The sequence below is a fragment of the Chryseobacterium sp. SIMBA_029 genome (genome assembly GCF_046535275.1).
Lineage (GTDB): Bacteria > Bacteroidota > Bacteroidia > Flavobacteriales > Weeksellaceae > Chryseobacterium.
In genome coordinates this window covers 176,552-188,944 of the sequence record NZ_JAWRXA010000002.1, presented here as the reverse complement: position 1 = coordinate 188,944, position 12,393 = coordinate 176,552, and the positions used below count along the sequence as shown (strand labels likewise).

10 protein-coding genes are annotated in these 12,393 nt (G+C 38.7%); 5 read left to right on the top strand and 5 right to left on the bottom strand.

Annotated features, from left to right (window positions below; translation table 11 throughout):
* Positions 1–73: 73 nt before the first annotated feature.
* From SB679_RS04105 to SB679_RS04085, 5 genes are all read right to left on the bottom strand, one after another.
* Positions 74–1,045: a glycosidase gene (locus tag SB679_RS04105; RefSeq protein ID WP_410700940.1), complete on the bottom strand. Its 972-nt coding sequence runs from the start codon at positions 1,043–1,045 to the stop codon at positions 74–76.
* A 41-nt stretch (positions 1,046–1,086) separates the two neighbouring features.
* Entirely contained in the window at positions 1,087–2,373 is a 1,287-nt protein-coding gene (locus SB679_RS04100) for an MFS transporter (protein ID WP_410700939.1), read from the bottom strand.
* 177 nt (positions 2,374–2,550) lie between these two features.
* On the bottom strand, positions 2,551–4,176 hold the full coding sequence (locus tag SB679_RS04095) for a SusD/RagB family nutrient-binding outer membrane lipoprotein (RefSeq protein ID WP_410700938.1): 1,626 nt from the start codon (positions 4,174–4,176) through the stop codon (positions 2,551–2,553).
* A 15-nt stretch (positions 4,177–4,191) separates the two neighbouring features.
* Positions 4,192–7,146 (bottom strand): SusC/RagA family TonB-linked outer membrane protein, encoded by a 2,955-nt coding sequence (locus tag SB679_RS04090; RefSeq protein ID WP_410700937.1) that lies wholly within the window; start codon positions 7,144–7,146, stop codon positions 4,192–4,194.
* 376 nt (positions 7,147–7,522) lie between these two features.
* Positions 7,523–8,401 carry an AraC family transcriptional regulator gene (locus SB679_RS04085; RefSeq protein ID WP_410700936.1) on the bottom strand — a complete coding sequence of 293 codons (879 nt, stop codon included), beginning with the start codon at positions 8,399–8,401 and terminating at the stop codon, positions 7,523–7,525.
* Positions 8,402–8,559: 158 nt separating this feature from the next.
* Between SB679_RS04085 and SB679_RS04080 the strand changes: the two genes are divergently transcribed.
* The 5 genes from SB679_RS04080 (at position 8,560) to SB679_RS04060 (ending at position 12,392) form a co-directional block, all read left to right on the top strand.
* Entirely contained in the window at positions 8,560–9,432 is an 873-nt protein-coding gene (locus SB679_RS04080) for a helix-turn-helix domain-containing protein (protein WP_410700935.1), read from the top strand.
* Positions 9,433–9,521: 89 nt separating this feature from the next.
* Positions 9,522–9,938 carry an OsmC family protein gene (locus SB679_RS04075; protein WP_410700934.1) on the top strand — a complete coding sequence of 139 codons (417 nt, stop codon included), beginning with the start codon at positions 9,522–9,524 and terminating at the stop codon, positions 9,936–9,938.
* A gap of 132 nt (positions 9,939–10,070) precedes the next feature.
* Positions 10,071–10,676 (top strand): TetR/AcrR family transcriptional regulator, encoded by a 606-nt coding sequence (locus SB679_RS04070; RefSeq protein WP_410700933.1) that lies wholly within the window; start codon positions 10,071–10,073, stop codon positions 10,674–10,676.
* Positions 10,677–10,686: 10 nt separating this feature from the next.
* Positions 10,687–11,955: an acetyl-CoA C-acetyltransferase gene (locus SB679_RS04065; protein ID WP_410700932.1), complete on the top strand. Its 1,269-nt coding sequence runs from the start codon at positions 10,687–10,689 to the stop codon at positions 11,953–11,955.
* An 11-nt stretch (positions 11,956–11,966) separates the two neighbouring features.
* Positions 11,967–12,392 (top strand): PaaI family thioesterase, encoded by a 426-nt coding sequence (locus SB679_RS04060; protein ID WP_410700931.1) that lies wholly within the window; start codon positions 11,967–11,969, stop codon positions 12,390–12,392.
* Position 12,393 lies beyond the last annotated feature (1 nt).

The following is a 12,393-nucleotide window of genomic DNA, read 5'->3' as shown; positions in this document are numbered from 1 at the left end:
TTCAACAATATAAAAACCTTAATCATGATTTTAACAGCCGGAAAGATTGCATTAACTGTCTATTTATTAAAGTTTAAAGCGAATTATTTTTCATATAATCAATAATTTCAGAAATATATCCAAATGCAATGGCAACCACGGTATCCGCCGCACCATAATATACCGTTACTTTATCTCCTTCCGACAACGCAGCACATGGAAAAACTACGTTGGGAATATCTCCTGTAAGCTCATACAATTCTGCCGGGGCCAGTAAGTAAGGTTTTGTTCTGTACAATACTTTTGACGGATCTTCAAGATCCAGCAATGATGCTCCCATAGAATAACGGAAACCTCTGCAGGTATTGATTACCCCATGATAGAAAAGCAGCCATCCCTCTTCTGTTTTGATCGGAACAGGACCTGCTCCTATTTTAGTACACTGCCACGCACTTTCTTCAAAGGGAGCTACTTTCATTACACATCGATGCTCGCCCCAGTATTTCATGTCCGGACTGTAGCTGATATAGATATCTCCGAAAGGAGTATGCCCATTATCACTTGGCCGGCTCAGCATTGCATATTTGCCGTTGATCTTCTCAGGAAAAAGAACTCCGTTTCTGTTAAAAGGCAGGAATGCATTTTCGCACTGAAAGAATTCTTTAAAATCAAAAGTATAGGCAATCCCGATCGTTGGACCGTGATATCCGTTACACCAGGTAATCCAGTAGCGGTCTTCAATAAAGGCAACACGCGGGTCATATTTATAATCCGATTCTATCATTTCGGTATTTCCGGCTTTCATATCAATCGGATCGTGATTGATTTCCCAATTGATCCCATCTTTACTGAAGCCTGCAAAAATATTCATCTGCACGGCTTTGTTATCGCAGCGGAACACTCCCGCAAACCCATCTTCGAAAGGAACCACAGCACTGTTAAAAATGCTGTTGGATGTGGGGATTGCATATCTGTTGATGATCGGATTGGCAGCGTAGCGCCACATGATATCGCGGCTGTCTTCCGGACGATCCTGCCAGGGGATCTTTGCTGGTTGAAATGTCATAAAGTATTTTTTACTTTTATTTAATATGTTTAATAAATGATTTAGTGTTCTTTTAATTTTTCAGAATAGGAAAACGGTACCAGCAGCGTGACTATAAAAGCGGGTATAGTTGCTATCAAAACCCAGATGAAAAACATTTTATATCCCACCCAATCGCTGATCATTCCGCTGAACATTCCCGGAATCATTACCCCAAGATTCATAATCCCTGTTGCAAAAGCATAATGAGCCGTTTTATGTTCCCCCGGTGCAATCTGCTGCATGATGTACAGCATCAGCCCTACAAAACCGAATCCATAGCCAAAATATTCCACTACGACTGCAACGCCTACGGGAAGCAATGTATCCGGTTGAAAATGAGCCAATAAGGCATATACCACAAATGGAATATTAAAAGCGGAACACAGCCAGATCAGAGATTTTTTCAATCCTCTGGCAGCGATGAAATATCCTGCGAGCACAGACCCTAAAATAAATGCCGCTGAGCCATAAGTACCATAAATAAGTCCAATATCCGATGTAGATAATCCCAGTCCTCCTGAAGTTCTTGGTGCTTTAAAAAATAAAGGCGCAATCTTTATTGCAAATCCTTCTGCAAAACGGTACAGGATGATAAACAATACGGCCCACATGATGTTTTTCTTTTTGAAAAAGGAAATGATTACTTCCAATAATTCTTTACGGATGCTTCCGGATTTCCGAATTTCTTTTTTACTTCTGTTTTCTTTTGGTAAAACAACATAATGATACAAAGCCAGTGCAAAAAACAGCAGTCCATAAATACCCATGATAATCATCCAGGCATGAGTAACTCCCTTTGTTTTTTCCAGAACTCCGGCGAAATAGACCAGAACTCCACTACTGATGATCTTGGCAAGATTATAAAATGCTCCCTGCCAGCCAATATATTTTGCCTGTTCTTTGTTGGTTAAAAAATTAATATAAGTGCCATCTGCAGCAATATCATGCGTCGCCCCACAAAATGCAACGACCGCGAAAAGGGCGATGCTGTATTTGAAAAAATCAGGTAACGGCAGTGTTAGTACGATTAATGCGAAAAGAATTCCTATAGAAAACTGAGTAGCAACTACAAAGAACTTTTTTGTTTTATAGATCTCCAGAAAAGGGCTCCACAGAGGTTTTAGCGTCCATGAAAACATAATCAGAGCGGTCCAGAATGTGATCCTGGCATCTGAAATACCCATATCTTTATACATAATCCCGGAGACCGCATTAATGGTCACAAAAGGAATTCCCATTGCGAAATATAATGTAGAGATCCAGAGAATCGGTTGTACCGAGCGGGTTTCAGAATTGTTGTTTTCCATATTCAACTAAAATACTAAAGAAAAGAGAATCTTTCAAAAAGTCTCATTCCGGCGTGAAACGAACGTGATTAAAATGAAGAATCTCTGCATCAGAGAATTCCTCCGCCGGAATGAGAAAAAATTAAATCTAAATTTTGAAACAGCTTCTCTATCCTTCTGATGATGTTCTTGCTATCATTATTTTTTATCCCACCACAATTTGGTTCCTCCGGTGTCTGCTCCTCCTAAATATTGCAAAGCTTGAGAATAATTGAAAAGTGAGTTTTTGGTATCGGTCGTGAAAGGAATTCTACGAATCATAGCATCTGTACTGATAAGTCCCCCGCTATCATTCTGTCTTATTTTAAAAAGAATAGGATATCCGGTTCGTCTCTGCTCTGCCCATGCTTCCGGTCCGTTTGGATACAGGGCCAGCCATTTTTGGGTAATGATTCTCTCCAGCTTTCTTTCGGTAGAATCGGCATTGTTCCAGGCGATGGTCACTGTACTCAGCTGGGTATCTCCGGTATTGATATTATTAGCTGCATTTTTAGGATCAACATAAGGAGCTTCGGTTGCGGTAGTATTTGCCAGATAAGTGGCAACGTTTGCACTTTTCCCCCATTCCCCAAAAGATTGCTGAACGCCTGTTACATAGTTCGTTTCTGCATCACCGGCACCGGCATATCCTCTCAGGGAAGCTTCGGCTTTCAGGAACCAGGCTTCTGCTGCTGTAAACAATTTAAGTTTACCGTCCGTTGCAGAAAAATAATCTCCATTTGCAGATTTCGCCTGTGGCTGCGAGAACCCTCCGTAGGTTGTTTTTCCATTTAATAAATCAATGCCCTGACGTATTCCAATATATTTACCCTGAACACTGCCATCTGTTGCAGGAATAGCATATGCCGGAAGTCTTGGATCATTATATCCATTCATATAGGCCATCAGAGGTGCTCCGATAAGGCAATCTCCCCAGGAATAAATAATAAAACTGAGTTCAGACTGTCCTACACTTATTAAAGCATTATCAGCATTATCCGTAATCAAGCCTGCAGGGGATGCAAAAGCTTCTTCTGCATATTGCTTGGATTTTGCAGGGTCGGCATAACTCATCCGCATAGCGAACCTCAGCTTAAGAGAGTTAGCTAATTTTTCCCATTGGGCTATATTTCCCTGATATACCAAATCTGCCTTTTGTAAAGTCGATTTGTCTTCTACATTTTGTGTACTGGATGTATTCTTTATTTTTTCTAAATCGGAAATAGCAGAAGTAAGGTCATTAATGAAGTAATTGTAGGCATCCTGCTGAGAATCGAAATCAGTAACTCCGTTTGCATTCGGTGTTTCGTATTTACTGTATACTACTGGACCGTGATTGTCTGAAACTCTGGCAGCCGTGATCACTTTAAGTATTTTTTTAACGGCAAATGTTGCTGTAAAATCGATCCCGGGATAGTTATTTTTAGCGGCATTATCAATGATGATGGAATAGTTGAAAATATCCTGCTGTCTTGCAATAATCCTGTTATTCCATCCGTCCATCATATAATAGGTCATATTATTTTTCCCTCCGTTAAATTGGGTTGCTGTACTGAACATCCCGCTAAACATATCTGCACTGAGGTTCGGATACAACTGATAATCTGACTGAAGGCCTCTCTGCATAGATTTCATTGGGTTTACCACCGCAATAAAGTCAGCATAAAAATTTTCAGGTCCTCCTAACTTTTCCTGATTATATCGATCAAGTTCACTGGTACATCCGGAAGCAGTAAGTAATACCGCTGCTCCAAATACCCATGTTTTAATAGTAATGAATTTCATTTTCGTATTGTAAAATTAGAAGTTAGCTTTTAATGATAATCCGATGGAACGGGTAACCGGCAGTCCAAATGAATCTACTCCCACTCCGCCCGGTGTGTTTCCAGATACCTGCTCAGGATCAAACGGAGCTTTTTTATAGAAGAAAAACAGATTGGTTCCAATAAGGCTAACCGTTGCATTTCTCATATATTTTGAATCCACATCAAATGTGTATGAAATGGAAGCCTGGCGCAAGCGTACTGTTGTAGCGCTATACATATAAGCTTCATCAATCCCGGTCCCATTATTAACACCACCGGTTGCTGAGTAATAGGCTCTTGCATCGGTTTTTCCGTTATAAGCGGTTCCTGCCTGTGGTGTTCCGGGTGCATATACTGCATTGGGAATAGATACTCCACCAACATCTCTGGCATCGGCAGAAGCTTTACTTACACCGTACAGATCATTTGCTTTTTCAGTGAGAGATAATACTTTCCCTCCAAATTTGCCATCAACAAGGAAGGAAATCCCCAATTTTCCAATATTAAAAGCATTATTAAAGCCTATAATAAATTTAGGATTCGGGTTTCCTAAATAGCCCAAGCTACCTGTAGTGGCTAACGGAACTCCATTGGCATCCACCAGAACACGTCCCTGATCATCTCTCTGGAATTTAATTCCATAAATATCTCCGAACGATCCGCCCAGTTTCATTTTAGTATAATTTCCGCCGCCGGTCAATGAAAAAAGCTGGTCCTGCGGAACACTGATGCTTGTTGGAAATAATTCTACAATCTTATTTTTATTCGCTGATCCATTCACCATAGCGGTCCAGCCAAATTTTTCTGAACTGAAAATTTTGTAAGATAAAGAAGATTCAAGACCTGTATTCTGTATTTTCCCTGCATTGATGTAATATGATCCTGAAGGAATACCTCCCAAGTTGGAAGAAATTGCCGTCTCCAATAACTGATTGGTAGCATTGGAGTTATAATAAGTGATGTCAAAACTCAATCGGTTTTTAAACAATCTCAGCTCTGTTCCCGCTTCAAACGTTTTATTAAGTTCCGGTTTTGGAGATAATTCCTGAATACTGGTTACAAATGAACTTTTAGGATATACGATGGTTCCGGCATCTACTCCATAAGAATAGGCTTTATAATATTCTACCATGGCATTCGAAATATTCGATGGTAATCCCAGTCCGACTGTTGCATAAGACGCCCGTACTTTCCAGAAATCAATAACTTCCGGAAGTTTAAACACAGAAGATAATATAGCATTCGCTCCTACCGATTCATAATCAAAACCTTTTCTTCCGGTTAAAGCCAGGGTAGAATCCCAGTCGTTTCTGAATGTCATATCCACATAGAACATATTTTTATATCCGACAGATGCACTCGCAAAGAATGACTGTACCTGTTTTTTCATGTTCCAGTAGATATTATGATATCCATCGCCCGGAGCTCTGTTCACTGCCCATTGTAGGTTATTTAAAGTAAACAGGTTCGGGTTTGCCAGATAAGAATTATCAATCTGGGTTACTTTGTTTCTTGTCGTATTAATACTTCCTCCCACCGTAAAGTCCAGAGAAATATCGTCCGTTAATTTGGGGTTACCAATAAGTAAGGCATCTCCATAGGTAGAGGAATTTTCATATACATTTTTAAGAAGCCTTCCGTTGAGTCCGTTGGCTAGCAAAGCAGGATCTGAATAGGCAGAAATATCACGCTGGCTGTCCGAAATGTTCCAGCTATAATTTCCACGTACTCTGGCAGAAAGCCACGGGTTGATCTGATAAGACAACGCAATGGAACTGTAGGCATTTTTATTGCTGACTGTCACTTGGTTTCTGTTTAATATCCAATACGGATTCTGAGTAGCCGGATTTCCTTTGAAAGTCCCATCCGGTCCTATTTCCCACCAGTTTTGTGCAGGCAGTAACCGCGTTTTATTGAGGTAGGAATAATTATCCGGTCCGTACTGATCAAAATCTACCCCTCTCGGCAGCCAATACAAACTCACCAATGGAGAAAAAGAAGCTCCCGGGGTCTGTCTGTTTTTACTGTTTTGCAGGGAACCGATGAAGTTCGCATCCAATGTCAGCTTATCATCCAGGTATTTGCTTGAGTTCCTGAAAGAAACGTTATACTGATCAAAATAAGACATGGGCACCACTCCTTTATTCGTGGTATTTCCAATAGAGAAATAATTCGTTGATTTTTCATTTCCCGATTGAAAAGAAAGGCTATTAACCCACGTTGTCCCGTTTTGCAGAAAATCTTTGAGATAATCTTTCGAAGATCCTTTGGCTCCCCAGCTATAAATAGAAGAACCCGGAGTTTCGTTGGGTACCGCAGGATCATAAGACAAATAGCTATGCTGTAATTTAGGCAGACTGTATGCATTATCTACCGTCAGACTGGTACTATAGCTAATGGTACTTCTTCCGGCACGGCCTTTTTTAGTGGTTATCAATATCGCACCATTACCGCCGGCAGAACCGTACAGCGCAGAAGCAGAAGCCCCTTTTAAGAAATTAATGCTTTCAATATCATCGGGATTAATGGAGCTTAACACATCACCGGGATCCGGCATAGAGGAATACTGGCTTATCTCCGGAGCTTTTCCCGCTTCGTTAATAATTGGGATTCCATCGATTACATAGAGCGGCTGGCTATTGGATACCGACTTGTTTCCTCTCATAACGACCCTTACAGAACTTCCCACACCGTTGGTTCTATTGATCTGAACATTAGAAACCTTTCCGTTGATGGAATTTAAAAGATTGGGAGTTTTTACTTCCGTCAGCTCATCTCCGCCAATCTGCTGGCTGGAGTAGGTCAGAGAACGCGCCTGTCTTTTTATCCCTAAAGAGGTAACAACCACTTCCTGGATATCAGTTGTTTTAGCAGAATCAGCCGTCTTTGTATTTTGCGCATACCCAAATAAAGAAAAAGCTAATAAAACCGGAATAACTGTTTTTCTCATAAATTTTAGATTTGTTAGGGGTTATTTTGAATTAAATCCCAATCAAATATTGTTTTCCTAGTGTAAAACAAATTCTATTTACTTTTCCTCAACATTATACTTCAGATGCATCAAATAATTAAAGTTTTGTTAAGATTTAATTCATATTAGCAAATCTAAATTTTGTTGCCAACCAGATATAATACTATTTTATCATAAAACGATATTATTTTTTCATACATTTTTAAAAACAATAAACAATCTACTGATTTTAAAACACATACACCGTAATTGAAGTTGTAAAATTAATGGCATTTTCATGGTAATTTCCAGCAAAAAAAGAATCCGAATGGCTAAATCCAGATCTTAAGAGTATAATTATGTAAGGAAATACAATTTATTCGATTTTTTTCACTCCCTTAAACTGTTCTCTAAATTCTGTTGGGGTTGTTTTTTTTACGGATTTAAAAACCTTATTAAAATTTGCAATATTATTGAACCCGGCTTCAAAAGCAATCTCAAAAACCGTAAGATTTTTTTCCATAAGCCATCGGGCCGCATAACTGATTCTTATTTCATTGAGGTAATTCACGAAAGTTTTACCGATTCTTTTTTTAATAAATCTGTTGAAAGTTACATTACTCATATTTACCAATGAAGCTGCATCGTTCAATGTTATTTTATTTTCAAAATTCTTGTGGACAAAATCATGAATGATTTTCATTTTATCATGATCAGCAAAGGTTTCGAGTTCTATGCTATACGATGATAAGAGTGTGGTATTTTCAGCAGTGGCCAGTTCATTCAGAATTTTCATGATTTCTATGAAAGACTCAAAACTGTCCATTTTCGATAAATTCAGAAAAGAGTCCTTCAGCTTCTCTGCCGTTTCCTGCGAAAACAAGATTCCTTTAATGGAATCTTTTATCATCGTATTGATCGGTTTCAGAATGTTTTTCTCCATCAAGGACTGATTAAAGAAATCCTGATTAAACTGCACAGTAATCTCATGTGTTTTCTTATGTTTATTCCTGTAGTTTGCCCAACAGTGCGGCAGATTGGGACCGACTAATACCAATTCTATATTTCCTATTTCTCCCGTATGATCGCCAATCATCCGGCGGTAGCCTTTGCCTTTGTAAATAAAATTAATCTCTATTTCCGGATGATAATGATATGGGAAATCAAATGATGCTTTTATCCGGTCAAATACAAGAAAACTGTCCTCGGGAGATAATGGCGTTATTTCTCTCAAAATATTTTCTAGCTTACTCATAGGTTCTTTGAAAAAATTAAATTACAGTACAAATTCAGACTTTATAAAATGGACACAACAGTATCAACGGAAATATATGAATTTTTATATGTATTGTTAAAGAAACTAATACCATTCAAAATCCAGCTTTTTTGTATCTTTAAAACTAAAGTAACGATATGGTATTGGAAGATCTCGTTTTTGAAGATAATTATAAGAAATTCGGACTGAATATATTTTCTAATGAAAACCTTGACTCCATCAACAGTATAAAGGCTCATCCTTATATTAAAATCCTTTTTGTTCCTGCCGGATACGAACTTATGATCGATTTTAATTATCACATCACGAAAGTCCCTACTTTGTTTTTCCTTACTTATCAATATCTGGACATTAAAAACGGAAGTGCTGATGAAGCTTCTTTCCTGTATTACAACCGCGATTTTTACTGTATTCAGATTCACGATAAAGAAGTTGCCTGTGATGGACTGCTTTTTCATAACGTTTTTGAAATCCCGAATGTGGAACTTGATCCTGCTGAAAACATTATTATTCAAAGTTTATTCGGTCATATAAAAGATGAACTTAAGTGGAAAGAATCTTCTGGTGAGGAAATGATAAGAACCTATCTGAAACAGATCATCATCCGAGCCACAAGAAAATGGAAGAAACAAAATCTGAAGACGGATATTGTGAATATACCGAACAATGAACTGGATGTTTTTAGAGATTTCAGCAGGTATCTGGAGATTCATTTCAGGGAAAAACATCAGGTTGCCGACTATGCAGAGCTTCTTCACATCGCTCCCAAAACCTTAACCCATAAATTCAAAAACCTGCATATGGAGTCTCCCAACCAGTTGATCATCAACCGGATTTTACTGGAAGCAAAAAGGTTATTATTCTATACAGACAAGAGCGTGAAAGAAATCGCATACGATCTTGGATATGAAGATCCTGCCTACTTCAATCGTCTTTTTACTCAAAAAACGGGAAACACACCTTCAAACTTTAAAAAAAATTACTCTTCGGGAAAAAAGTACAATATTTAAGTCTTTTTATCTATCGTATTGAACTATTGCCCGACTTACCTTTGTAACATCAAAAATAAAATATTACTAAACAACAAAAAACAAACATTATGAGACGTAACGCAACAGCCGTTTGGAACGGTAACATCAAAGAAGGTAAAGGACATTTAACGACTCAAAGTACAACTTTGAATGAAACTCAATATTCTTTCAACAGCCGTTTTGCTGACGGAGTTGGAACCAATCCTGAAGAATTGCTGGCAGCAGCCCATGCAGGATGTTTTACCATGAAATTAAGCGCAGAACTTTCACAAGCTGGATTCACTCCTGAAGAACTGAAAACTACTTCAGTGATTACGCTTGATCCTAACATCGGAAAGATCACCAAATCTGAATTAACACTAACGGCAAAGGTTCCAGGTTTATCAGAAGAAGAATTTCAAAAATATGCTAAAATTGCTGAAGAGGGATGCCCGGTAAGCGCTGCTTTCAATTTTGAAATTACATTGAATGCTACGTTAGCTTAACATAAAACCAACCTGTACCACACAGATTTAAAGCATTGAAATCTGGGCACAATAAATCGCTCAGATTTCATTTGTAAATAAAATATACCACTTGGTATATTTTTGTATCTTTGCTGAAAATATCAACTAAAAATGTCAAAAGCAGAAAAGACAAAACAATTCATCATCGAGAAAACAGCTTCCTTGTTTAATACCAAAGGCTATACCTCGACCTCGCTTTCTGATATTACAGAAGCAACAGGATTAACAAAAGGCAGCATCTATGGTAATTTTGAAAACAAAGATGAAGTAGCTCTTGAAGTGTACCGATACAATGCAGGTGTTTTAGCAAAAAATATGTCAAGATCCTTTGGGGACGAATTTCCCACAACTGTCAATAAACTGCATGCTTTTGTTGATTTTTACCGAAAAAACTGGAAAGTAGTTTTTTCAAACGGCGGATGCCCGCTCATGAATGCCGCTACAGAAGCGGATGACACTTTTCCTGTCCTTAAAAAACAGGTTCAATCGTCTTTTGAAGAATGGAAAAAGAAAATAGGATCTGTGATTGCAGAAGGGCAAAACAAAGGAGAAATCAATAAAGACCGGAACTCCGAAGAATATGCTTCCTTATTCATCATGCTGATCGAAGGAGGTATTTTACTTTCTAAAACAACAGGAGAAATTAAATTCTTGCATCTGGCTCTGGATAGGATACTCAGCCTTATTGATAAAGAACTTACCATCATTCCATCATAAAATTCATCTTATGGAAACAAAAAAAGTGGCTATCGTAGGATACAACAGAATCCCTTTCGCCAGAATGAATACCGCCTACTCCGATGCAGGCAACCAGGATCTGCTTCTTTCCGCATTAACAGGATTGATTACCCGTTATCATTTAAAAGGAAAACTCCTTGGAGAAGTTGCCGGTGGCGCCGTGATCAAGCATATCTCCGAGAGCAACCTCATCAGAGAAACGGTAATGAATACCTCACTGGATCCTGCAACACCCGCATGTGATCTTCAGCAGGCCTGCGACACAGGAATTGAAGCGGCGATTTACATCGGAAATAAAATCGCACTCGGCCAGATAGAAAGTGGTATCGCCTGTGGCGTTGAAGCAATGAGCAATATTCCTTTCGAATCTTCCCAAAGATTAAGAAAAGCGTTGCTGAAAGCCAATAAAGAGAAGTCTGCCTTTGGCAAATTAAAACATTTATTGAGTCCGAAACTGAAAGACTGGATGCCGATTCCTTATAAAGGGCAGGAACCTAAAACAGGCATGGTGATGGGTGAACATACGGAAATTACAGCCAAATATTACCAGATTTCCCGTGAAGAACAGGACCTGCTGGCATTTAACAGCCACAAAAATATGGCTAAAGCATATGATGAAGGTTTTTTTGATGATATGATAACGCCTGCTTTTGGTCTGGATAAAGATAATAATCTGAGAAGAGATACCAGCCTGGAAAAGTTATCTCAGCTAAAACCAGCCTTTGATAAACAGAACGGAACGTTAACCGCAGGAAACTCTACTCCCTTTACTGATGGGGCTTCTGCAGTATTATTGGCAAGCGAAGAATGGGCAAAAGCCAATAATCTCCCAATTTTAGCGTATACTACGTTTTCTGAGCTTGCAGGGATAGAATATGTTGAAAACAGACAGAATTTACTGTTAGCACCCGTTTTTGCCGCTGAAAGAATGCTTAAAAAAGCAGGAATGAATCTGGAAGACTTTGATTATTACGAAATTCATGAAGCATTTGCAGCACAGGTCTTAGCAACGATTAAGATCTGGGAAAATGATGACCTCGCTAAAAAATTCGGACTTGAAAAAGCATTGGGAAAAATAGACCGGAACAAACTGAATGTAAAAGGCGGAAGTCTTGCTGCCGCTCATCCATTTGCCGCAACAGGAGGAAGGGTGATTGCCACTTTAGCAAAACTTCTTGATGAAAAAGGAAGCGGAAAAGGGTTTATTTCGATCTGCGCAGCGAGAGGACAGGGTATAACAATGATTTTAGAAAAATAAATACTGAGTGTATGGACAGACTAGCACAACTCAAACAATTCATCGGAAAAGAATTTGATCAGTCTCCGTCTCCATTTATGAAATGGCTGAATCCGGTCGTTATTTCGGCAGAAGAAGGCCAGCTGGAATTTCAGTATACGGTACGGGCAGAATGGCTGAATCCGATTGGAAATTTACATGGCGGAGTAACCGCTGCCATTGTAGATGACATCATCGGAGCAACAATGTTCTCATTAAATGATAAATCTTTCATAACAACCATCAATAATGTGATCGATTATTTTTCAACTGCAAAAGAAAATGATAATATTGTAGCCGAAACGAAAATCATCAAAAGAGGCAAGCAATTTATCAACGCACAATGCGAAATCTGGAATGCAGACAAAACAAGATTAATTGCAAGGGGAACCTCCAATTTATTTAAAATTAATAACTAGA

What these genes read in the sequence shown, in the direction of transcription:
- SB679_RS04085 (WP_410700936.1), bottom strand. Translation starts at nt 8,401, where the DNA reads ATGAGTAAGCTAGAAAATATTTTGAGAGAAATAACGCCATTATCTCCC.
- SB679_RS04065 (WP_410700932.1), top strand. Translation starts at nt 10,687, where the DNA reads ATGGAAACAAAAAAAGTGGCTATCGTAGGATACAACAGAATCCCTTTC.
- SB679_RS04095 (WP_410700938.1), bottom strand. Translation starts at nt 4,176, where the DNA reads ATGAAATTCATTACTATTAAAACATGGGTATTTGGAGCAGCGGTATTA.
- SB679_RS04090 (WP_410700937.1), bottom strand. Translation starts at nt 7,146, where the DNA reads ATGAGAAAAACAGTTATTCCGGTTTTATTAGCTTTTTCTTTATTTGGG.
- SB679_RS04080 (WP_410700935.1), top strand. Translation starts at nt 8,560, where the DNA reads ATGGTATTGGAAGATCTCGTTTTTGAAGATAATTATAAGAAATTCGGA.
- SB679_RS04105 (WP_410700940.1), bottom strand. Translation starts at nt 1,045, where the DNA reads ATGACATTTCAACCAGCAAAGATCCCCTGGCAGGATCGTCCGGAAGAC.
- SB679_RS04100 (WP_410700939.1), bottom strand. Translation starts at nt 2,373, where the DNA reads ATGGAAAACAACAATTCTGAAACCCGCTCGGTACAACCGATTCTCTGG.
- SB679_RS04070 (WP_410700933.1), top strand. Translation starts at nt 10,071, where the DNA reads ATGTCAAAAGCAGAAAAGACAAAACAATTCATCATCGAGAAAACAGCT.
- SB679_RS04075 (WP_410700934.1), top strand. Translation starts at nt 9,522, where the DNA reads ATGAGACGTAACGCAACAGCCGTTTGGAACGGTAACATCAAAGAAGGT.
- SB679_RS04060 (WP_410700931.1), top strand. Translation starts at nt 11,967, where the DNA reads ATGGACAGACTAGCACAACTCAAACAATTCATCGGAAAAGAATTTGAT.